The 23029-nt window shown below is 40.7% G+C and carries 16 protein-coding genes and 2 pseudogenes; 12 read left to right on the forward strand and 6 right to left on the reverse strand.

Annotated features, from left to right (window positions below; genetic code table 11):
• Positions 1 to 511 precede the first annotated feature (511 nt).
• Entirely contained in the window at positions 512 to 1309 is a 798-nt protein-coding gene (locus N482_RS14865; RefSeq protein WP_063377775.1) for a siderophore-interacting protein, read from the reverse strand.
• 68 nt (positions 1310 to 1377) lie between these two features.
• Positions 1378 to 2067: a hypothetical protein gene (locus N482_RS14870; RefSeq protein ID WP_063377776.1), complete on the reverse strand. Its 690-nt coding sequence runs from the start codon at positions 2065 to 2067 to the stop codon at positions 1378 to 1380.
• A gap of 425 nt (positions 2068 to 2492) precedes the next feature.
• Between N482_RS14870 and N482_RS14875 the strand changes: the two genes are divergently transcribed.
• From N482_RS14875 to N482_RS14885, 3 genes and pseudogenes are all read left to right on the forward strand, one after another.
• Positions 2493 to 3341 (forward strand): TetR/AcrR family transcriptional regulator, encoded by an 849-nt coding sequence (locus N482_RS14875; RefSeq protein WP_231100873.1) that lies wholly within the window; start codon positions 2493 to 2495, stop codon positions 3339 to 3341.
• 17 nt (positions 3342 to 3358) lie between these two features.
• Positions 3359 to 4465 carry an efflux RND transporter periplasmic adaptor subunit gene (locus N482_RS14880; protein WP_063377777.1) on the forward strand — a complete coding sequence of 369 codons (1107 nt, stop codon included), beginning with the start codon at positions 3359 to 3361 and terminating at the stop codon, positions 4463 to 4465.
• Positions 4465 to 7558 (forward strand): annotated as a pseudogene (locus N482_RS14885) (efflux RND transporter permease subunit). The gene N482_RS14880 and the pseudogene N482_RS14885 overlap by 1 nt, the downstream one beginning before the upstream one ends.
• 223 nt (positions 7559 to 7781) lie before the next feature.
• Here N482_RS14885 and N482_RS25945 read toward each other — a convergent pair.
• The gene (locus tag N482_RS25945; protein ID WP_269202115.1) at positions 7782 to 7904 is read right to left on the reverse strand and encodes a hypothetical protein; all 123 of its coding nucleotides are present in this window, start codon (positions 7902 to 7904) and stop codon (positions 7782 to 7784) included.
• A 173-nt stretch (positions 7905 to 8077) separates the two neighbouring features.
• Here N482_RS25945 and N482_RS14890 point away from each other — a divergent pair, with 173 nt between their 5' ends.
• From N482_RS14890 to N482_RS24395, 3 genes and pseudogenes are all read left to right on the forward strand, one after another.
• On the forward strand, positions 8078 to 8533 hold the full coding sequence (locus N482_RS14890) for a hypothetical protein (RefSeq protein ID WP_063377778.1): 456 nt from the start codon (positions 8078 to 8080) through the stop codon (positions 8531 to 8533).
• Between the two features lie 10 nt (positions 8534 to 8543).
• Positions 8544 to 8987: a hypothetical protein gene (locus N482_RS14895; RefSeq protein WP_063377779.1), complete on the forward strand. Its 444-nt coding sequence runs from the start codon at positions 8544 to 8546 to the stop codon at positions 8985 to 8987.
• Between the two features lie 474 nt (positions 8988 to 9461).
• Positions 9462 to 9983, forward strand: a pseudogene (locus tag N482_RS24395) (transposase); the annotation flags it as partial.
• 49 nt (positions 9984 to 10032) lie between these two features.
• Here N482_RS24395 and N482_RS14905 read toward each other — a convergent pair.
• The gene (locus tag N482_RS14905; protein ID WP_063377780.1) at positions 10033 to 12222 is read right to left on the reverse strand and encodes an immune inhibitor A domain-containing protein; all 2190 of its coding nucleotides are present in this window, start codon (positions 12220 to 12222) and stop codon (positions 10033 to 10035) included.
• A 397-nt stretch (positions 12223 to 12619) separates the two neighbouring features.
• Between N482_RS14905 and N482_RS14910 the strand changes: the two genes are divergently transcribed.
• Complete coding sequence (locus tag N482_RS14910) at positions 12620 to 13528, forward strand: hypothetical protein (protein ID WP_155730600.1); 909 nt, start codon at positions 12620 to 12622, stop codon at positions 13526 to 13528.
• Positions 13529 to 13531: 3 nt separating this feature from the next.
• Complete coding sequence (locus N482_RS14915; RefSeq protein WP_063377782.1) at positions 13532 to 14095, forward strand: hypothetical protein; 564 nt, start codon at positions 13532 to 13534, stop codon at positions 14093 to 14095.
• A 64-nt stretch (positions 14096 to 14159) separates the two neighbouring features.
• Here N482_RS14915 and N482_RS14920 read toward each other — a convergent pair whose 3' ends face one another.
• Positions 14160 to 15638, reverse strand: a complete 1479-nt coding sequence (locus tag N482_RS14920; RefSeq protein ID WP_063377783.1) for a flavin monoamine oxidase family protein — start codon at positions 15636 to 15638, stop codon at positions 14160 to 14162.
• A 738-nt stretch (positions 15639 to 16376) separates the two neighbouring features.
• Between N482_RS14920 and N482_RS14925 the strand changes: the two genes are divergently transcribed.
• The 4 genes from N482_RS14925 (at position 16377) to N482_RS24900 (ending at position 19506) form a co-directional block, all read left to right on the forward strand.
• Positions 16377 to 16604 carry a hypothetical protein gene (locus N482_RS14925; protein WP_063377784.1) on the forward strand — a complete coding sequence of 76 codons (228 nt, stop codon included), beginning with the start codon at positions 16377 to 16379 and terminating at the stop codon, positions 16602 to 16604.
• 168 nt (positions 16605 to 16772) lie between these two features.
• Positions 16773 to 18536, forward strand: a complete 1764-nt coding sequence (locus N482_RS14930; RefSeq protein WP_063377785.1) for a hypothetical protein — start codon at positions 16773 to 16775, stop codon at positions 18534 to 18536.
• 180 nt (positions 18537 to 18716) lie between these two features.
• Entirely contained in the window at positions 18717 to 19307 is a 591-nt protein-coding gene (locus N482_RS14935; protein WP_063377786.1) for a hypothetical protein, read from the forward strand.
• A 46-nt stretch (positions 19308 to 19353) separates the two neighbouring features.
• Complete coding sequence (locus N482_RS24900; protein ID WP_155730601.1) at positions 19354 to 19506, forward strand: hypothetical protein; 153 nt, start codon at positions 19354 to 19356, stop codon at positions 19504 to 19506.
• Positions 19507 to 19588: 82 nt separating this feature from the next.
• Here the strand turns inward: N482_RS24900 and N482_RS14940 are convergent, their stop codons facing one another.
• Positions 19589 to 22399: a TonB-dependent receptor plug domain-containing protein gene (locus N482_RS14940; RefSeq protein WP_063377787.1), complete on the reverse strand. Its 2811-nt coding sequence runs from the start codon at positions 22397 to 22399 to the stop codon at positions 19589 to 19591.
• Positions 22400 to 23029: the final 630 nt, after the last annotated feature.

Here is a 23029-nt window from a genome sequence, read left to right on the forward strand (position 1 = left end):
TATAAGGTTCATAATTACGGTTAAAAATAAAAGCTGTGGCTATTTGATCATATTTTTTAACAAAGTGCGATCCCTCCCTGACATCAATACTAATTGCCAATCTTGGTTTTCTGAAGCCGTTATATTTTGAGGTGTAAAATTACCAAAACTCTGCCCAAAGGCAGCGAATGATAATAAGTATAAGCTTATAATTAAAGCCTTATTTAAACACATCCTTGACATTAAATTTACCTTTAAAAAACCAAAAACCAGATTTTACATTTTAAAAAAATCCAACGTATAATAAATATTTTCATAAATTTAACGCACCCATATTAATTAGATTAACAATTTTACTAAGAGAACTTAATATCAATACAGGGGCATTTATCATGACTCGTTATTATTTTTAAAATTGACGTTAATAATCACTTATAATAAAGCTTTGAATGCTCTACTTACCTCAGCTATGAAGTATTAAATTTGGAAAGGGTATGGCAAATTTATACATTAAAATTTGCCATATAAAGATTTATTGTCCCTCTAACTCGTTATCCACACTCTTATCAACTTTATGTTGATCCTCGGTGCGGCCGTACTTCCAATAGCTACTAATATACATATCTTGTTTTTCTAGTTGTTTTTCTCTTTTTAAAAAGCGGCGAATATTGCGCATTGTTTCAAATTCACAAGCACACCAAACATACGGTTTTTCAGTCAACCAATTTAACTCCTTTACGGCTGCTAAGAGTGGACTATTTTGGCCTGGGGTCGGATTGACAAGCCATAATACCTGCATATTGGCAGGCTTACTCAGTGTATGAATATCAGCTTCGCTGGTGACTTCAATAATTGCTGTGCCCTGTGCCGTTGAGGGTAAGCGCTCTAAATTACAGCTAATCGCTGGCAGTGCGGTCATATCTCCAACGAATAAGTTCCACTTGGCATCAGGGTCTGCAAGTTTAGTCGAGCCGGGACCTCCGATGATAATTTCATCTCCTGCTGTTGCCCTTGTCGCCCAATCACAAGCAGGGGAGATTCCCTCTTTTGAAGTATGAAGCACAAAATCGATAGTCAGGGTAGCAGTTGCTTTATCAAACATTCTTACCGTATACGTGCGCATCATTATGTTCTTTTTACTGAGCTGCTCAAACGCCTCTTCTTCTTTGAGTGCTCTGCCTTGTTTGGTAAAAAGGAGTTTTACGTAACCACTTTCATATCCTGACGGGAAGCTTGTAAGATCAGCACCACCAAGAACAACTCTTTTTAAGTTTGGCGTTACAAATTCACTGGTGAGCACGTGTGTTTTTCGATAGTTGCCTACTGCCATTACTACATACCTATTTTTCTTTCATATATGTAGTACGTTCTCCACCATAAAATATTTAATCCAATGCCCTAGCTTTGGTCAGATTTTGCATTATCTATTAAAAGCTTCATCAATTTCTGGATCATTTCTTTTCTGTGAGATTCACGCAAAGCGTACATATATTCGGACTCTTTCGGCACTTCAATCTCAGGTAGTATTGACTTTACAATATCGATACCCGTGTTTTCTCTGGCAGTATGCTTTGGAAAACTCAGCCTAAATTTGATGTACTTGTCTTCAGCAATAAAGACATACGCCTCAGAATGATACTCTGCACCGTCACGGGTTTGCATTACAAACTGAGCTTGCTTTCCCAAAAACTGTTTGCTTTGAGATTCAAATTTTACCATTTGCATCGTTGCAGGCTGTACTTCCTGATATTTACCAAGTTTTTTTGCAGCTTCAACCTCATCCATCACGTATTGCAACTCTTCAGCTACCACTTTTTCTGTATCGCTCCAATTCGTTTTTGCGATCGGATATATATATACGGTCACAAAATCTTCAGGAAAGCTTTCATCTACGTACTTTAAAGACATACCGTATTCAGGTTGATCAAACACTTTCCTATCCACTAGCAGCAGCTCACCCGCAAGTTTAGGTGCGGTTAAATCATTTTCGTAGTCACTGGCGTTGGCAGGTCGACTTGCCTTTTGTGTGGTTTGGCAAGCAACCAAAAGTAAGGTTAAAACGCCGATTAAAGCATGTTTTTTGAACATATTGTTCCTTTTAATTGTCGATGTTTGATCTAAAGGGTAATCGCTAAAAAGCAGCATTTAGCTTGTTCAATATATATCAAAACGCACGAGAGCATAAATAGGGGTGACTTGATTTGAAGATCTTTGTTGTTGGACACGCACATCCTGTTAAATCAGGACTATGGCTAGGACATGTTCCGTCATTATAAGTATTTGGTGCGCAATATCCCATTGTTGCTGTACACCCACCATAAGTAAACTTGCCTACACCGCCAGCAATGTTTGGTGTTTTGACAATGCATTTTCGTGAGTTAGTTTTTTTAAGTGCTTTTTATTTAACTTCATTATTATTTTCCTTATTAAATGCAAAAGCATGGATAAAGTAAAACAAAATCAGACCTTAAACAATGCTTTTTGATTAAATTACGTACTAAAAGCAATTCAAAATGTGTGAAAAGCGACCACTTTTACTCGCTCTGCTTGTTGACAACACCTTATTTCCCATTACAATAACCACATTCGAATATTATTCGAATGTGGTTCAAGAAGCATTAAATACGAGAATAAATATGGCACCTGCACCAAAATATGATCAACAAACTCAACAGCAAATGATCCTTCAAGCTGCTGAACAATGTATCAACGAGTCTTCAGTGACTGACTTTACCATGGCCAAAATAGCTCGCGTGGCAGGGCTTTCAATGGGATCCGTGTATAAATTTGTGCAAAGTAAAGAGGACATTGTGCTCGCACTTGCCTATCAATCCTTTGTACATGTCTCTAAGATTTTTGATCTAGTTTTAGCCTTACCTATTAGTACACCTGAAAAAATTCTAGCCATCAGTCTTATTTCCCCACAAAAGCTGCAGTGTTTTGAATTTGATTATGAGTTGCAAACCTATGCGACAAATGAAGCGGTGATCCGCAAAGGCTCTTCCTATTGGACGAGTAAAATCATTGAAGCGAGTAGCCGCTGCGAGAGCGCTTTTAAACTTGCACTAACGGATGGTATCAACTCAGGTGAATTAAAAGATGTGCCTAACCTTGCCCAAGTTATTGACGAGATCATAATTAGTGGGTGGGCAATGACCGTCGGTTATGAACAAGTACAACGCGTTCAACAAACGAAACAAATTGTCGAAGGAACAGACTCCCTGCAACAACCTCTTGAACTCGACCACCCTATTATTCGAAGTTCGATACGCCTGTTAAACAGCTACCCTTGGCAAAAACCGTTAACCAGTGACTCGCTCATACAGATTGAGCAACAACTTATCGCGCTCAACCTGCGCTAACCAAATTAGGAGGCCTTATGAACATTAAAAGATGGCTAAGTGCCATATTCATCGTCCTTACAGTAATAGCTGGCCTAGGATTTATTAAATTTCAACAGGTGCAGGCTGCAATTGCATTTGGCGAATCTTTTCCTGAGCCTTCCGCAACAGTAAAAAGTACCTATGTGCAAGAAATACAGCATATCCAGTATGTAAAAGTTGTTGGCCAACTCCAAGCGAGACAGACCATTACTGTTCGTAACGAATACTCGGGTCTTATTACTTATGTCGGCTTTAAACCCGGCGATGTTGTAAAAGCGGAGCAGGTTTTACTTAAGCTTGATACCAGTATTGACGAAGCCAATTTACGCGCAGCCAAAGCACGTGTAAAACTTGCTAAGTCAACTTATGAAAGAGTAGTAAAACTCCTCGCCCAAAAACGTATCAGCCCTGATGAAGTAGATAAAGCAGAAGCTGATGTCGCTGTAGGTGAAGCAGACGTGCAGAATTTGCAGGCATTGATCGCTAAAAAAACAATCCATGCGCCTTTTACTGGACAAACAGGTTTAGACCAATACCAGAGTGGTCAGTTTATCGATGTGAATACAACCATCACTTCGCTGATTGGCTTAGACGATGCAATTTGGATTGACTTTCAAATCCCTCAGACCCTTGCACAACCGAGTATTGGCAGCAAAGTAAATGTCACTTTTATAGAAGCCGCCAAAAGTACTCTGCGCTTTGCCACAGTCATTGCCAAAACGCCTAGCCTAGATGCTACATCTAGACAGCAAAGCTATCGTGCACTGTTACCAAACCCGAATAATAAATATGGCCACAATCAAATGGCAACCGCAGAAGTTCCCACTGCTCACATTAACGCCGTAAGTGTGCCTACCAATGCCATTACTCGCAGTCATTTTGGTGAATTTGTGTATATTTTGGAAAAAGATGACAAGCAAAACTGGCGCGCGAAGCCTGTAAAAGTGACGTTAGGCGACAAAGTAAAAGACAATCAAATTGTGTTGTCTGGCCTTAGTGGTGGTGAGTTTATCGCCAGCGAAGGCGCATTTAAGCTTAAGGAAAACCTTTTGGTATACATAGATCAAACAGCATCAAGTGAAGATCAAAGCGGAGCGCAGTAATGAGTGCTTTACATGAAAACAAACCATCTGTGATGGACATATTTGTCAATCGACCGGTGCTTGCCATCGTGCTGTCATTGCTGATTATTTTGGCTGGCCTAAATGCAGCAAAACAGATTTCTGTGCAGCAGTATCCAAAAATTGAAAGTGCCTCTTTGGTGATCAATACCGTCTATACAGGCGCTGCTGCCGACGTAGTAAAAGGTTACGTGACAGAACCTATTGAGCGCGTTGCGTCGACTGTACCAGGTGTTGATTATGTAGACTCGGTCACAACTTCAGGGTTGAGTAAGGTTACAGCTTGGCTAGATCTTAACCACAATACAACTGATGCGTTGGCTGAATTGACAACCCGGTTAAATCAAATTTGAACTCCCAACAGGTGCCGAAGATCCAGCGATTGAGATTGTTCGGGCTGATAGTCCATATGCTGTATTTTATCTCGATGTCGAATCAACTGGACTGCCTCGCAATGAAGTAAGTGATTACTTAACACGTAATATCGTTCCCTCAATGTCTGACATTCCCGGCGTACAAAAAGTAACGCTTGAAGGGGGTAGAAACCCCGCAATGAGAATCTGGCTCGACAGCGACAAACTCGCTGTTTACGATTTAAGCGCCACTGATGTATTTAATGCGCTACAGACGAACAATACTATTGCGACAATTGGATACAGTGAAAATAGTCGTCAGCGTATTGATATAATGGCAAATACTAGCCTCAAGAGCGTGGCAGACTTTGAAGATTTGGTCGTGAGAGAAATTGATGGCACTCAGCTTAAGCTTGGCGCGATAGCTAATATCGAAATTGGAGAAGCCGAAGGTTTGGTTACTGCTAGGCTTGATTATCACGATACGGTGTTCTTAGCCGTATGGGCCCTACCCGGTGCAAATGAAATTAATATTGGTGATGCGCTTTACACCAAACTGGATGAGATTAACCAGATCTTACCGAATGGCATGAAAATTTCTATCGGCTACGATGGCACTTTGTACATGCGTGATTCAATTAAGGGAATCTTTACCACGCTTGGTGAAACCGTCCTCCTTGTAGGCATTGTGGTTGTCGCGATGATGGGCTCTTTTAGAACGGCTATGGTACCACTTATTACTATCCCAATTTCTATTCTTGGCGCTATTGCCGTAATTTATGCGATGGGCTTTTCACTGAATTTATTGACCATTTTAGCCATTGTGTTGTCAGTTGGATTAGTGGTCGATGACGCCATCGTTGTGGTCGAGAATGTAGCGCGGCATATGAGAGAAGGCAAACCAAGACTTCAAGCTGCTCTGATCAGCTCTCGTCAGCTCCTCGTGCCTGTGATTGCCATGACACTGACGCTTGCGGCGGTGTATGCCCCTATCGGCTTTTTGACCGGACTGACTGGCTTTTTGTTCCGTGAGTTCGCGTTTACGTTAGCAATTGCGGTGCTAATTTCTGGCCTTGTTGCGATTACACTTTCTCCCATCATGAGTGCGTATGTGAATCCAGAGGGCGGCAAAGAGGGTAAACTCACACGCAAAGTAAACAGCTACTTTGACAAGTTACAGTCTTTTTACTTCAAAACGTTAGATTCTCTGTTTAAATTACGCCCGCAAATTTTCTTTGTAGCCATTACCTTCTCTTTGCTGTCTGTGCCTTTTTATTTACTGTCGCAAAAAGAGTTGGCACCAATTGAAGATCAAAGCAGTATTCAAGTCGTTATCGAGGCCCCACCGGAGTCCTCTCAGGCTTACACTTCGGAAAAAATGAACGACACTGCACGCGTCATGAATGCTACCGAGGGTGGTCAGTTTACTTGGCAAATCGTGACAGCCGCGGCTGGTTTTGGTGGCGTGGAGTTAGCGCCATTTGAAGAGCGAGAAAATTCTGTACATGACTTACTATTTGATTTGTATGCGAGACTGGGCAGTGTAACAGGTCTAAGTTTGTTTCCTATCTTACCGGCATCGTTACCAACTGCTGGTCAGTTTGATGTTGAAGTCGTACTACGCTCCAGCGACGACCCTAAAACCATGAAGTTATACGCCGATCAAATCATGGCTAAGGCTAATCAAAGTGGTAACTTCTTATTTGTAAACACAGATTTGAAAATAGATCTGCCACAAGCAGAATTGAAAATTGATCGAGAACTGGTGGCCGATCTTGGCTTAAACCTTGCGCAGGTTAACGATCAACTCAGCGTGTTGATGTCCAATAACTTTGTGAATTACTTTAATAAAGAAGGGAAAGCATACCGCGTTATTCCAATTGTAGGCGATGAAGAGCGATACAACCCTGAAGGCATCTTAGACATGCAGATTAGGACAGATGCAGGCGCGCTTGTGCCCATATCTTCATTTGCTACCTTAGAAACCTTTACTAGCCCGCGTGTACTGGGTTCATTCAATCAGCAAAACTCGTTTAGAGTTCTTGCTGGGGTGCTGCCTCATATCACCAAAGAGCAAGGGTTGAGTAATATAGAGCAAATTGCAACAGAAATATTGCCAGCTCACTACTCCATTGATTATGCAGGTGAGTCAAGACAGCTCCGTAAAGAGGGCAACACCATGGTTGGCGTTTTACTAGTCGCTATGATTGTTGTTTATTTCTTGCTGGCAATTCAGTTTAATAGCTTTAGAGATCCACTCGTTGTGCTTCTCGGCTGTGCACCGCTTGCTTTAGCAGGCGCATTAATGCTGCCATTTTTATCGCTAACAACAGTGAATATTTACAGCCAAATTGGTCTAATTACGCTAATTGGATTGATCGCTAAAAATGGTATTTTGATTGTTGAATTTGCGAACCACCTTCAGCTCGAAGGAAAAAGCAAATTCGACGCGGTCAAAGGCGCAGCGGCAACACGTCTACGTCCAATTTTGATGACGACAGGTGCAACTGTGTTAGGCCACTTCCCACTCGTACTGGTAACAGGTGCTGGCGCCGAGGCGCGAAATAGTATTGGCATTATTTTAGTTGCTGGAATGTTGATTGGTACGTTTTTCACTTTGATTGTATTGCCATTACTTTATGAAACGCTCGCGAAAGATCACCGCGGTGAAATGGAGTCTGAACAAGCATTAACCGAAACACAGTTTGCTAATCAAATATAACTACATACGCGTTGTTGAATAAGTCGATTATTCAACAACGCTATAATCTCACCTCATTCGTATTTATTTTTCTGCATGCATACTTTTCACAAGCCATACCGCATAACATTAAATACATTTATTTGATTGTACCTAAAGCTATAGCTATTAAAATAAGTTTAACGTTAAAATGCGAAAGTAAATCATAAGGTGAATACATAATCAGCCATGACCAGCCCTAATGTCATACTGGCACCACGGCGACCCCAGTCAGTGACATTGTCGTGATGGCAAATACAGCTGGTCCAGGAATGATGCCTACTATAAACATGGCACTGAATAACGCAATATAACGCTCAATACTCACAATGACCTCCATTTATCTTTATCGGTTATACCCTAGCTGTGTAATTAACTCGCCTATATTTTATACAGGAGTTGATAGGCTCCTGATATCAATTACAAGGTTTACAATGTTGCTAGACTTCTGTGCTCGTAAAGATGTAACCTTGGCATCTATTTTAATCTTAAGGGAATAGAATGAAACGTCTACTCACATTATTAAGTGTGGCAGTTTTGTCATACTCAACACTCTCAAGTGCAGCACCCACTCCATTTGAGTATAAAGATCTCCGAAAGGGGGTGTCTGAAAAGAAAATGCGCAGCATTTACAGCCTAATCAACCATTCGAGCGACAACCTTCATGAGGTCAGGTTCGCAATATTAAATGCGATGTCTCAAACAAAGGGAACACCGTGGTTATTGGAAAGAGAAGGTGATGGTTACATCTTGGCTCGCTGGGATTATAAAGGACATGCCATTATTCATCGTATCGAGTACGACGATAAAGCGGTACAGATTAAATATGATGGTGGTGTGAATGACTACAAGTGTGAACTGTTAGTAGACAACTACTGCTATAAAACTCACCGTAATTATTATAAATATAATATTTCACTCGTTAAGCAACTTCGCAAAACATTAGGTAGTATTTAAAGGACTTGTCATGTTGAAACGTTTAATAGTAATTTCTTCACTTTTGGCGGTCAGCACTTTTGCAGACGCTAACAATGATTTAAACCTACGCTCAGTCAACGCCAATAGTTACAGTTTTTATAGTGATCCATTTAAACTTGCAGATTATGTGAAAGAGCCCCAAAAAGTAATCGAAAAAGCAATCACTAACGCTGGGTGGAGAGTCAAGGAGAAAGGCGAGGGGCTAATCAAAGCTGAGTTGGATCATAAAGGTTACCTGCTGAACTCCACGATTTATTTCGATAACAAAGAAATTAGTTTTGAGCACGTAAGTGCACAAAGAAATGATTGTTCAGGTTCTAGGTGTAAAGTAAAACAAAGACACGTAGACAGGTGGAGACTGAATTTACGTCGTCATGTTGCAACTCAGTTGACTAAGCTCGCTAAAAAAGATGCTGTTGCTTCAATAAATTAATGCGTCATCTACGCGCTATATTATTGCCAAATAGTAAGGAGGGCGCTAATGGCACCTTCCTTTCATTATATAATTACGTCCAGCAGGGCACCTAAATACTTGTCATTGGTATCTTCAAAGCCTGCTTTTTATAGCTCGCATATGCGGCTTTGTTCCGGCAATTGACGGTCAAAACTACCTCCCCATAGTCGGGGGAGTAGGTAGAGGCCACATAGGCAAATAATGCTTTGACGACCTGTTTACCATAGCCGTTTCCTTGTTACTGTTTGTCTATAACAAATGCCCTTAACCCAATGGCATTTTTTGGACAAAAATCGTATTTGCTTGCGTAAGCTAAGTCGAGCTTGAAATACCCAATAATATCGTCGCCATTTTTGATCATATGTAGATGGGTTGTGTCTGATGCGTCACTTAAAAACTCTTCGATAATCCCTGCGAATTCAACTTGGTCTTCATTGAGGCGGATTTTTTGTACTTGCTGAGCATAAGTTTCTAAGAGCTTTGTTGTTGTATCAAATTGACGGAAAAGATAAAACCGTCTTTACCTCACTGCCTAGAGATAAATTTACCTCGAACGACATAGTCAACTTATATCATGAACGCTGAGAAATAGAGCTGGGTTACCGCGATATAAAATCATCCATGCAACATAATGCGATTATGCTAAGGAGTAAGACAGTTGAGCTTGTGTATCAAGAGTTGTGGGATTGATGTTGGGGTACAACTTAGTCAGGAAGGAAGCGAGCTTAGCAGTAGTATCACACAAAAGAGCACCGAACGAGATAAGCTTCAAATATGCATGTCAATTCATTGGAAGTCAGCTTAAAGTGATGGCGAATGCTCTCTTCAGGCAATACACCCAAGCGTTTAGCTGCACTTAGAGGGTACTTAACAGTACTCTTTAAAGAAAAACGCCCTAGGCCAAGTAGACCTAGAGTCGTTAAGATGAATAAAAGCCGTTACCCTGTTAATCGCAAAGCTGATCCTCTAAAGTGAACAGCGTGGCGATCATAACCGGGCTTTCAAAATTATCTTTTTGTGTTAATTACCACATTTTTGATAACTTAACACTTGCCGTAGATCCGTCTTCTGCTTGATCGATAACTTCAAATATAAGGCCTAGCTTAGGTAACTTCTTACCCGTAGCAGGTCGAATATAGTTTGTGTAATCGTCCCAATCGACAAACTTAGGGTTCGCATTTGTGAATGGGTCCATCCATTTGCGCTCAAGATAACCACCATTAGCGAGATCGGTACGAATAGTTCTGCCTTCATCACCTAATTGTGGCAAAGTGTTAAATGCAGCGTCTTTGATTTGCTTTCGGCTATTCAAAGGCGTGATGTTTCGATCTGCAACCCACTGACCCGTACTGCTATATTCTGTTTCATACTCAAGAACAGGGTTCCTATCAGCATCAACGATTCCAATCCAACCCTCACCTGGGTGAGCTCCAACATGGTTATCTGCGCTCGGTACTTCAAAATATTCAATGACATAAGATGGGTCCACATACCAAACGAGAAGACCTTCTTCCATTCCCGCATCTTTTAAGCTAGCATCAAATCCAACATGCTGACGCCACTCTAATAAGTAATACGGCGTATACTCAATAGTTCCGTTCGACAGCTTTGCTGCATATTCGAAAGCAACTTTTTCTGGCGTGTTCGACGTGATTTCATTTAGAACCTTATCACCGTCTGAAACCCTGATGTTGTCAACTGCAACGAAAGTCGCGTCACCGCCGATAGCGTAGTTTTCTAATGTGAAAATTGCGTCTTCAAATTGAGCTAAAAAAGAAATGTCGTAGCTCACTTTCGTCCACTGTGAATTCGTTGAGCGAATTTTTGAACCATCAGAGCTCATATTTAAGTCCGCTGTATTGCTTGGTGAAAGGACGCGCGAAATGCCAGCACTTGGCACATCCACACGTAGTCTTAAGCCATATACATCGTTCAGAGAAAGTATTGAGTTTAAGTCAAAGCTTAGTGTCGCTGCATTTGTACCCTGTACAGATTGAGGAAATGAAATCGTACCATAGCTCGTTAGATCAAACGCTTGACTTTTCAGCGGCTCAAAAATCACTTTTGTTTGTTCAGCTAGGTTAACTTTGATCAAGTCGTTGTGTTGACCCTTAATTCCTGCTTGTGAAAACGTTACCTCGAGACCTTGAGCACTCAAATCTGACGCATTTACTTCTTCAGAGATAATCCAATTACCACCAAATTTATTCTGCAAGAAAAGCTTAGCATACGGGCTATAGCCAGTCGGTTTAGTACCTGCGATTACACCGCCCCAACTGCCAGAAGCCATTGAAGAATAAGAAGAAACGGTTTCACCTGCACCACCAAACTTATCTTTTGAATATGCAGTATCATATTCATCTGGCAAGCCAAGGTCGTGGCCCAATTCATGTGACAGCAGACCGATTGTTGCATCGATAGGCTGAATGACGTAGCTGCCTACCCTTGCGCTTTTACCAGCGGTTTCATTTACCACATCTTGGTTCACAACATGTCTATGTGACCAAATATAATTATTATAAGGACTGTTTGGATCTTCTTTTAAGTGTCTCGGCTCAGACTCCTCGCCCAATGTTGAATGAATGATACTTAGGTGGTCTATTTGACCGTCTTTATCGGCATCGTAGTCACTCAAGTTGAAATTTTCATCTGCTAGTACGTTATATACAGCCTCCTTTATTAGATCGTGCGTATTCGCCTTATAATGTGGATGTGAGAACTTTGCTTTATACCACCCGAAAACTTCACCATCTACATCAAAAGAGCCACCACTTTGATCTAAAAAGTACTCTCTCATACTTGGCAATTTCTCACCATTTGGACCCGAATAACCATTTTTAGAGAAGCTCATATTACGATAATGCTCAGGGTTATAATCTTCATAATAATGCCTGTTTGGTGCATTATCTGGCTTCAATGTATTATGTGGAACATCAGCAAACTCCATCATAATAGTCAGTACTTTTCGAGTTGTTACTGGCCCGTGCCATTCGCGCTCTTGTGATACAAGTGCCTCTTGGTTTATAACGAGTGGCGCAGTGAAGTCAGCAGAAAGGTTACGGTGTAAATTTGCATCGCTCTGTATTTTTACTACTTGAGAAGGATCGATAGTAGCGCTTTTTTCTGATTCTATATTCACAGAATGTGCATTTGCATAACCACTTATAGCGTATATAACAGCCGCAGATAATGAGTTCATCATGTGTCTTTTCATTATTATTTCCTATTTTTATTAATTGTCAGCCAAAAGAGAGATATTCCTTGGAAGCGTTCCTTTTCACTCTAAAAATTTAAACGTCGAATATCTAAGAAAATAACCGGGAAGATAAAAATAAATTTATTGTGTTAATAAAAAATTACGATTCAGAGTTCAATAATTTGTCTAATCATCGCTTTGCATAAGTTGCGCTGCCTCTTCCATCGCTACGGCATCATGTAAAGCCCCGCTTAATATTAATAAAAATCAATTACTTCATAGACTTAGGGGTTAACATAGTTTGGCAATAAGTTTCTATAAAATGTAACAGAAAAAATCACACCTATAACTTTACCGATATTTACAACATCTATATAATACGTGAATTTTATACACAATATGCAAATAATAATTTATGAAAAAGTTACTACTTATCAGCACTATCGGTCTGATTTTACAAGGGTGTTCGGGAATGAAAAACATTCCTATGACACAAGAAACAAGGGATGCAGCAAAACAAACCAATACCTACAATTTGGTACTTCAAGATGAAGTTAGACCTGCTGTCAATCTGTCTAATAGTGTCGGTGCGGGTGTTGCTGGCGGTTTGGTTGGCGCGCTAGTTACGTCTGCCATAGACTCTTCAATTAACGAAGACAGAGCGATTGGTGCATTTGGTATGGCAGCCCCATTATTAAATAACACGCTCGATTTGAACTTCCGTAAGTTAATCGTAGAAGAGTTTAACCCAGTTCTTATTTCAGAATTTAACGCAAAAGACACGAAAGAAAGCGCTGAAACTAAGTTCCTTAAAGACGATAAAATCAAAGCACAGATTTCTGCTTTAAAAGAAGGTGAGGCAGCACTTTACCTTTTTACTCACTATCAATTCTTCGATAATTTTAAAGTCGTTTTATTTGAAACAAATGCAACACTGTATGTAGCAAAACAAGGCAAGGTCTCTGTATCTAAGCCTGATTATCGCAACTCATTTACATATATTTCAGACTCTGTTGGTAATGGTGGTATGGACTCAATCCGTCTTTGGAATGACAATAACGCCGACTTATATAGAACAACTGTAAATACAGCGTTGTCTGAAATCAGAGAAATGTTACAGCACGATATTAAGGTGGCTCAACAAGAAGCTTGTATAACTGGCACTAGGTATACTCGATTCAATGCGCTAGGTGAACTCAATAGTATTGGTAAGATCACTGAAAAAGAAGGTAATCGAGTTCAAATTAGAGATAACAATGGGTCACTAGTCAATTTAGCGGATAACTTGCTTATTAAAGAATTACCGAAAGAATGTAAGGCGTAAATAATGAAAAAACTAACGATTCTTTTACTTCCTCTTGCCCTACTTTCAACGAATGCACTAGCTGTCGTCGACGTCGAGATGAAGGTTAGTAAACTACCGAAAAAAGTAAGCAAAGCACATCAACAAATCGCGGCTGAACTAGCGAGCTCGAATTGTGCGTACGTTGTTAAACCTGTATCCGACCTCCGTCAAAACAAAGATGCTATCAGCTGGAAAGTCAATGCGATTGGTGTTCAGCAATGGTTTAACACGATACACCAAGATGTTGTTACACCTCTTATCCCCCAGACAACTAAAGATATTGTTGTTGAAGTAACACCAAAGTTGAACATGCTGTATACCTATAATGAACAATTGAACATTAATGGTATGGCGGTTTCTACAGTAGATTACTCAATCAACGGCAAGCATGCTGGTAAATACCATGTTCGAGGCTTTAACTCAGATACTAACTGGGCAAATGGCGACGGTGAGTTTGTTGGCTCAGCCGAGCATGCTGCACAACACATGATCACTAGAATCCTGAAGAAGCTGCCAGAAATTTGTGGTAATGCTGAGTCTGCATAAGTACTCCAACAACAAAGGGCGATAACAACGCCCTTTGTTGATTAATGATTGAATCTTTTAACGACTATTTAAGCTCTGCTATTTGTTCCGCTACACGAATACCGCTTCTCACAGCGCCTTCCATGTACCCAAGATATAGTGTGTCAGTATGCTCACCAGCGAAATAAACTCTCCCAACTGGTTGCTGGAACAATTTCCAATACTTAGTTATCTGGCCCGGTCCATAGGCAATAAACCCACCTTGCGTCCATGGTTCTGCGACCCAGTTTTGAACGTTTGCGTCCACCAAATATGATTTTGAGCCCGGATACATCAGCTCCATCTCGTCCAGTCGAGCATCAATAATTTGCTGGTCGCTCCAACCTTTTTGGATCAAACTATAATCACCAGATGTATACGCAATGAGGATACCACCATCACCCTCTTGACGCTCTGTTGTTTCCCAAGTCCAGCCTGTTGGCAAACCTGCTACAATGGTTTCACCACCTAGATTTTGTTCAAGCCAAAAGCGTTTGTTGTATTGCAGTAAAACTTTCGAGTGCGAGCCATAGTTGATGTTTTTTGCAGCGTCAGTGAGTGCTTGTGGAAGACGAGGCATAAACTCTATTTTATTGAGTACAGGTAAAGGCACTGTCACAACGACCACATCGGCTTGGTAGCTGTCCCCGGATATCGTCTCTACTGTAACACGATTGTCAGATTCTGAGATCTTTGTTACAGCCTGATCCAAGTGAATGTCTCCTTCAATATTCTCTGCAAATGCTTGCGCCATCGCTTTACCGCCTTTTAGGAATCGGTGGCTTTCAACATCATCTTCTGAGACATTCTCATATACTCTTGCATATTGGGCCAAGTGCAATAATGATAAATCGCTTGGTTCATCAAATTCGCCACGTACAAATTGCTCTGCAATTAGCTTTGCTGAAGGATGAAGCTGCATATCATCAATCCAAGCTTGTACATTGGTCACATCATACTTCTTGGCGACTTCCAACATGGCGGGATCACTTGCGTCGGGTACGGCATCTACCAGTAAGCTCAATGCGTCATTAAAGCGATTATAATCATTCACGATTTCGCTATCAAAGTTTTCATCGAAGTCTGTATAACTCACTAGCTTACCTTCGATGTAGTATGCACCACTTTCGATTTCACCCCAATAACCTGTATCAGCCAACTCTACGTTAAATAAATTAGCGTAACGATGGAGCTCTTGATGAACTGTGGGACCGTCAATAAACTCACCGCCCAATTCGCCATGCTGACTGCCCATTTGCACCGTGCCAATTCGACCACCGATACGATCCTTTGCCTCTAGTATGGTTACTGAATACCCAATATTCTCTAGCTCATAGGCTGCAGTTAAGCCAGATAAACCTGCACCGACTACAATAGCTTGGTTCACAATCGCCTGCGACCGTTCTCTTTCTTGCACTTCGGTAACAGTCTGTGTATCGTCGCTTCCACAGGCTGAAAGCATAGAAGAAAATACCACACAATTAACTACAACACGCAAAGAGTCCTTTCTCTTTGAAACGTTCATATATACCTCATTAATAACTAAAGTAAATTTAATATAAAAATCTTAATCGGCTTTTAAAAACCGAGTGCACGCTAACATGGGACCAATTTATTAACAAGGACAAAAACTGAAAAAACGATTAAAGCCATAACTTTTAATTAAAAATAATAAAAACCAAGTAACAACTCATAAAATTAATATATTTATATTTAAAAATAACAAAATCCAATCGAGAATAATATTTTAGATTTAAGACAAGTTGTTAATTTCTACATCTGCGTTCTAACTCACCTTTCTAAGGTCATACAAACCACAACTTCATAGAGTTAAAAGTATAATTTTTCAGATGACGAAACTAACAAAAAATTAAATTTTAGAAAAACAACCTCCCATCAATTTAAAAACTCACTAAAACATACACCTGATATATTCACGCGATTTAAAAATAAATTACAATCGCTACAAAATTATTCAATTTAAAAAGCAAGTTAATAAACATAAGTTATTTTATAAAATCAGAATTAAAGTGAGGCTTTTAAATTATTCTCATAATACCATTAGCTATTTCAACAATATAGCATTCTAAGTGGAGGATTTTAAGAGGAGACAATCAGTGAGAATCATTACTTCGTTTAATATGAGGGAAATCCGAATTTAGAACGTCAAAAGACGCTCGATTTTACCTTACTTCGTGCCGCCGTCATTGCACAAAAAGCAGGTGCTCCAAGCTTCCAGTCAAGTAGAGTTAATGCCCGAACAATGCGAGTCCATAATCAGTATGGAACTTCGGAATTCACAAATACTGCACTCGATTTAGAGCTGTTAAAAACCAGCGTAACCCCTAAAAAATCCGGCTGCTGGGCAGCCCATTTGAAAGTAGGTGAAGCGCGTGAAGATATTAGATTTATACATAATACCGCTTCGTGTATTGAAGAATTGAAAACCAAGTTAGAACTAACTGACGACCAAATCTTTAGAGAAAAGTAAATATGCTTCTTTTCTATTTAGCACAACCATACAAATAAGAGCATTTTATAGTACACGTGAACTGCGCATCATATTTGCGTTTTTGAGCGCCGTACTATGTGTTTTATTGCTCTTTAACTTGGTATCATTATTATAATTTGGACAAAAGACGACAAAATGGAGTCAACAATGAAAAAGCTTTTACTCGCTACAGTTACCGGTGCAGCGATTGCCTCTGGAGCTTACGTGGTCACACAACAAGACAAAGGCTACACACCTATGTCACAGTTAGATTACGTGCCAGCCGATACCATATTTTTTGCGTCGCAACTTGAAAGCTTCCCTTATCTCAAATATTTAGACCTATTACCCAATGCATTCAAAAGTAACTATGAGATCAATACTTTTGTTGAAGAAATGAAGGCGCACGAGCTAGAAATGAAAGCACTGGGTCAAGAACCCGACCAAAACGCGACATTTTTCATGAATGTGATGGAGCAATATGCCAAAAGTCTGGAATCCTCAGAAAGCTTTGCCAATATTTGGGGTGTTGATAATGAGCTAAAAATGCTCATTTATTCAGTCGGTTTACTTCCCGTTATTCGTGCTGAATTAGGAGATGTCGCAGCGTTCAATAACACACTTAAAAGTGCAGCGGACAAAGCCGGAGTGAGTTTCCTTGACAGTGACATAGACGGCACGCCTGTGACCAAATTTGCCATCGAACACGCGGGCCAAAAAGTATTTGACCTGGTTTTAGCCACACAAGGAAAATGGGTTACGCTGTCAGCAGACACGCCTTTTAACAGCCCGGATGATTTAAAAGTCGCGCTAGCAATAACAAAACCGACTATGAGTCTAAGTAGTACAGGCAAAATAGAGCACTATCTAAAAGAGTATCAGCTTGATGGTCAATCGATTAGCTATCTAGACAACAAGCTTTTGGTTGACACTTTAACGGCTAAAGATCCACAAAATACCAGTGTAAAAATGCTCGACAACATACTGGCTTTGTCCGGCAGCACTAACGCACTTGATATGATCAGAAATGAAGCATGCCAAAACGACTTTTCAGACATGGCTAACAAATGGCCAGCCATTATTTCTGGCACCGAAAGTATGAGTATCAGCGCAAACCATGCTAATTTTAAAGTCTCAAACATCATAGCTTCAACAGATCAAAAGATTTTAACCGCGATTTCTAATATGCGAGGCTTTGTACCTGCTCATACTCAAGGCGCTGAAGACGGCCTGTTCTCAATCGGTTTGGGATTGAACGCAGCTCAACTATCCCCCACTGTTAACACAATTTGGGCGGCATTCTCTAGTGCTGAGTTTTCTTGCCAACCGCTAGTTATGGCTCAAGCGAAAAGCAAAGAGACCAACCCCGCTATGCTAGCAATGGCCACTGGCATGCTGGGGACATTGCAGGGAGTTAGTTTAAGCTTATTGGACATAGATATAGCGGAAAAAGCCGATCAATCTCAAGAAGTTGAGTTTTCTAAATTAGATTTGCTCGCAACCATATCAGCTGATGACGCAATCGCATTATTCAATATGGCAAAAAGCTTTGTACCCGAGTTTGCTAACCTAAACTTGCCTGAAGACGGATCTCCTGTAGAGGTAAACAGCTTCTTGCCAGTAGATTACCAATTGGACAAACCTGTTTATTTGGCGTTAAAAGGGCAGCATATCGCGCTATTTACAGGAGAAGACGCTAGAAAACATGCTGATGCCTTATCAACTCAAGTAGTCGAAGCAAATGGTATTATTGCATTTGGCTTAGATACCGAAAAGCTGTTGCCTTTGATCAAAAAAGGTTCAGAGCTTGCCGGTGAAGAACTTCCTGAAGAGATCCAGAACCTGTTTGGCGATGGGTATCAAATGCACATCGCATTTGACGTAACTAATCAAGGCTTAGTCACTGATATCACTGCTGATATTAAAAAATAAACTCGCCATGTAAATAGTGAGCATGTACAAACATGCTCACTTCCCTCAAACAGTGTCCAAGTCTTCAATACACTTTATAAAGTTTTCATTTTTCATTGCCTAATTATTGTTCTTAACATGTAGCTAAATAAACAAAATAAGAAATGTTATGCTTTTTTAAAAAAGACCAGACTGTTTTTCATGTTAGCCGAATTAGGTACAACGGCACCTACACTCGCTAATGACAAGTCCGAAGAAGCCCCGCTGTTATTAATTTGGGTATCATTTGCCAACGCAACTATGCCCTGTTTCGACAACTTGCAAGCACCTCTTGGCGGCATTGCAATTAATGCAGGCCGTTACTTGTCCTTGGGTAATGCACTCATTCGTGAGCGACGATTGTCTAGCCATTTGATTAACGAAGGTCAAGCTGAAGCAACGACTTTTGATAGGCTGACTTGTTTTCCAGGACCTGAGTGTGTAGGGCTACAGCTCACTAAAGCGCTGAGTCGGGTAAAGACAGTACAAGGAAGTTACACCGCAAAATACATAATTATAATTAGAGGCAATGACTGTAATCACCCAGACGCATTTGGTATTCCGATGACTGAAACATCGGAATGTAACGTTGAACAAATGCATCGGAATACTGACACATTTGTAATGTGTTGCAAAACGCGCACTAGCAGCAGGTGTCACACCTATTTTTTCAAGTCTGCTAAAATACCAAAACATAGACTGGGAAACGCTCAGACAGCGCTTTTATTGGCCTTGGATTGTCAGCAAAGATAGCTATGAACAATTCGCTGATATTCGGTTAAGCCGCCTACGGCAAGAAGTGCCAAAGGCTCTTTTTCTAGATATTTGGAAAGACTTCACACCGATGGACGACGACTTACATCCAGATAGAAAAACGACGCAACGTGCCGCGAAGCGCATAGCAAAAGCCATCAAGCGGCATCAAAGACAGCAGTCAAACACTGAATATTAATACAATAATATAAAACACAATGAAGCGACCTGGGCACACTGCCTAAGCCGCTTCGCTTCATTCAGGGAGCCTTTAAAACCATTTAAAAGGTGTACTTAGCGCGAAGATAAAACGTCGTGCCTAAGAAAGCGGCACTATATGCACCAATTGAGTTTGTGTTTCCTGCCGATCTACGCATTACTCTTCTTGGTTCGGTGTTGAACACATTGTTAATACCTAACGCATATTCCCAATGATCCGAGGCGATGTAATTCACATTTAGATTCGAGTATGACCACCCGTCAATGGTGTGCTTGGTTGGCTCACCTTGTTCAGGGCGTCCATCTGTTTCAGCTTCACCCAAATAGTAAGTAAACCAGTTCGCAGAAATATTGTCATATTGCCAATTAACACTGAAGTTCATCTTGTTCTTTGGCTGGAACCCGCCGTTGCTTGAATCTGTACCCACATAGTCAGTTACACCGCCATCAAAAATACTGATCTCATGCTTAAGTGCACGGTGCCAGTTCACACCGACTCTGAAGTCACCGTATTGTGATGTTCTAAACTTGTAGAATGCTTCACTATCAATACCTCGATAGTGGGACGAATTTAAGTTTTCATTGTACGTGTCTACGCCTAGCAACACCCCTTTGAGTGGGCCGTTTTGGTATCGGTGTATGTCATCACAGAAGTCACCAGTTTCATTACACAACTCGATCTTTCTCTGTGCTCTAAATGTCGAGATTGTGTTTTCAAGTTCAATATCGTAGTAATCAAATGTCAGAGAGAATCCATCAAGGGTTTGCGGAGTAAATACCAGACCAAGTGTCTTTATCACCGCTGTTTCAGGCTCAAGATCTGGGTTACCACCTGTATTAGTTCGGATCATGTCTAATCCATCCCTAAAACCAGAAGCTGGTGCGCCCGTTTTTAAACAGCCAGCATCATGCTCTTGAGTAAGTGGTCTAATTGGACCATCAGCACCTGTTTTACATGGATCCGTACCATTTTCAAATGAAGGCAGCTGCCCTTTAAATAGTTCCTGGATATTTGCAGCCCTAAACGCTTGGCTAATAGTTGAACGCACACTAAAATCTTCGTTCACTGTCCAGAAAATAGACGCCTTGGAGTTTGTTGTGTTACCAGCACCAGTACTGTAATTTGAATATCGGCTGGCAAGGTTTAATTCTAACGAGTCCGCAAACGCCACATCAGAAAGGAGTGGGATATTTAACTCAACGTATACTTCTGAAACATTGTAGCCACCACCAGTTGGCCTACCATTGCCATCAGTAGTCATCGCATGGACGGCATTACTGTCGGTTTGCTTTAAACCTTCCAATTCCATATAGCTGACACCCGAAGCAATACCTACTTCACCCGCAGGTAGCGTCATCAATGTGCCTGTTACATCGAAAGTTGCCGTCTTAATTGAAGAGTAGCCATAACTAACATTTGCCCAATCACCAGACACATATTCCATAGCGCCTTCTGGCTGAGTTTGTCCAGACTGCAAAAATATATTTAACGGTACACACGTTGAAGAAATAAATTTAACAACCTCAGGGCCGCTGCCACATCTCAGTGTCCCGCTTTCGTTAACATGTGTCGGGCCTACAGCTTCTCGCACTCGTGCCCAGTTAAATACACCTTCTCGTGTCTCTTGACTCTCATAACGGCCAAAAGTGTAACCTGTCTGCCAAGACCATACTTCGTCAAAGTCACCACTTAAACCAAGGGCAATATGGAATTGGTTTGCATCGAAGCGGCTTTGACGAGGACCAAACTCATTCATTCGCTTGGACCATTTGTAAATGTCATAGCTTTGACCATTGGCATCTTTTGGTCCAAATTTTTGATTGTAGTAGTTATCCTTTGAGATTGGGATATCGTCGTAACCCCCTATCCAAGGGATCAAAGGCTGTGCAGCCGAGTTTGAATCATTGTTTCTGTGTGTATATAAGACTTCAAAGTCGAGAACTACATTCTCTGATTTAAACGCTTGGCCCACATCATAGTTAGCAAATGCTGACATGCTATAGACTTCTGTAGGCTGCTGAAGAAAAGACTGCTCAAAATAGTTGTACGAATCTGCACTTGTATATTCATGAAATTCTCGGTAGTCAGGGCCTTGAGTAAGGCGCCTACCGTCAGGATCTGTGACAGCTGTCCACGGCAACCAATAGCTACCATCAGGTAACAAAGAGCCATCATTTTGTAATGCGACGGGTGCCTCAGAGAAAGGAATGTCTTTAGAGTGAATCACATCATCTTCAGAATAACTTGCCGAAAAAGTGACACTGCCTTTATCTGCTGCAAAACCAGATACCATTTCAATGTGCTTTTTCGCACCATCAAAGTCGGTGTTATTACCATAACTGGCGCTCACTTCTAGCCCATCAAAGTCTTTTTTGGTGATAATATTCACTACCCCAGCAATCGCATCTGAGCCGTAAATTGCGGATGCACCGTCCATCAGTACTTCGACACGCTCAACAATGCTGGTGGGAATTGCGCCAAGGTCCACAGAAGAGTCTGCCCCTTTACCACCGTATGGTAAACGTTTGCTATTTAATAATACGAGGGTTCTGTTCGTGCCTATCCCCCGCAGATTGAACCTTACCGCACCACTCCCATTTGCACTCAGTGAGTTTTCTGTAGGTTGCGATACCGTCATCGTTTGTAAAATATCACCTATGTTTTTATAAGGACTCGCTTTAATAGCCTCTTTATCTATCACAGTAACGGCACCTGCTGAAACCAAGTTTGTTCGCGCTATGCGCGACCCTGTAACTACTATTTTCTCAACTTCATTTTCTTCAGCATTTTCATTTGCCAGTGCTTCATTAGGAGCAAATGAACTAAATATAGCTAGGGATATCAAGTTGTATAAGAATGATGTTTTCTTCATTTTTCTTCTCTCACCGGAACGTTCCAAATCAGCAGTAAAAATCCCTTCTAATATTCTATTTTTTGGGAATTCAACTACTTGACGGCTGCACAGCATAACTAATTCAGCAGTGCTTATTGTTATTTAAGCATCAATAGGAACGTTCCAAAAATCATCCTTTGGTATATGTATATATTTTAAATGCATATGTCATGTATATAGCGCTTTTAAGTTGAATAGCGACCTAGAAAATAATTATTTTGAAGAGCGGTTAGAAAGTGAAAATGTATTTTCTACCCAATCTAAAATGAAATTATGCATGCTCAAACGTCAAAAAAATATACAAACAAAGCAGAGTCATAAACAGTCCACAGCGGAGGGAAAGGTGAAAAAACGAGAGATTTTATAGAGGTATAGATGTCACCTACATACCTTAATTAACAAAAATTAAATTTATGACTGGTACATCTCGCATCATATGTTGGGCAAATATCAAAAGAGTTAAAACCCGCAGCACCACCTATTTGTGGTGAGTTTTTTACTGGTAAAGACTTGTTTTCGGTAGTGTTCAAAAATCTGTGTCATTTCAGTAAACTGGTAAAAATAGGAATGACACATGACAACTCAATTCAACTTTGATGATGCTGTTAA

The sequence above is a fragment of the Pseudoalteromonas luteoviolacea NCIMB 1942 genome (genome assembly GCF_001625595.1).
In the GTDB taxonomy this organism is placed as follows: Bacteria; Pseudomonadota; Gammaproteobacteria; order Enterobacterales; family Alteromonadaceae; genus Pseudoalteromonas; species Pseudoalteromonas luteoviolacea_A.

Coding starts and splice junctions, on each gene's coding strand:
- N482_RS14940 (WP_063377787.1), bottom strand. CDS start 22,399: ATGAAGAAAACATCATTCTTATACAACTTGATATCCCTAGCTATATTT.
- N482_RS14910 (WP_155730600.1), top strand. CDS start 12,620: ATGAAAAAGTTACTACTTATCAGCACTATCGGTCTGATTTTACAAGGG.
- N482_RS14925 (WP_063377784.1), top strand. CDS start 16,377: ATGCGAGTCCATAATCAGTATGGAACTTCGGAATTCACAAATACTGCA.
- N482_RS14935 (WP_063377786.1), top strand. CDS start 18,717: ATGTTAGCCGAATTAGGTACAACGGCACCTACACTCGCTAATGACAAG.
- N482_RS14915 (WP_063377782.1), top strand. CDS start 13,532: ATGAAAAAACTAACGATTCTTTTACTTCCTCTTGCCCTACTTTCAACG.
- N482_RS14880 (WP_063377777.1), top strand. CDS start 3,359: ATGAACATTAAAAGATGGCTAAGTGCCATATTCATCGTCCTTACAGTA.
- N482_RS14875 (WP_231100873.1), top strand. CDS start 2,493: ATGTGTGAAAAGCGACCACTTTTACTCGCTCTGCTTGTTGACAACACC.
- N482_RS14870 (WP_063377776.1), bottom strand. CDS start 2,067: ATGTTCAAAAAACATGCTTTAATCGGCGTTTTAACCTTACTTTTGGTT.
- N482_RS14865 (WP_063377775.1), bottom strand. CDS start 1,309: ATGGCAGTAGGCAACTATCGAAAAACACACGTGCTCACCAGTGAATTT.
- N482_RS14920 (WP_063377783.1), bottom strand. CDS start 15,638: ATGAACGTTTCAAAGAGAAAGGACTCTTTGCGTGTTGTAGTTAATTGT.
- N482_RS14930 (WP_063377785.1), top strand. CDS start 16,773: ATGAAAAAGCTTTTACTCGCTACAGTTACCGGTGCAGCGATTGCCTCT.
- N482_RS14890 (WP_063377778.1), top strand. CDS start 8,078: ATGAAACGTCTACTCACATTATTAAGTGTGGCAGTTTTGTCATACTCA.
- N482_RS14905 (WP_063377780.1), bottom strand. CDS start 12,222: ATGAAAAGACACATGATGAACTCATTATCTGCGGCTGTTATATACGCT.
- N482_RS14895 (WP_063377779.1), top strand. CDS start 8,544: ATGTTGAAACGTTTAATAGTAATTTCTTCACTTTTGGCGGTCAGCACT.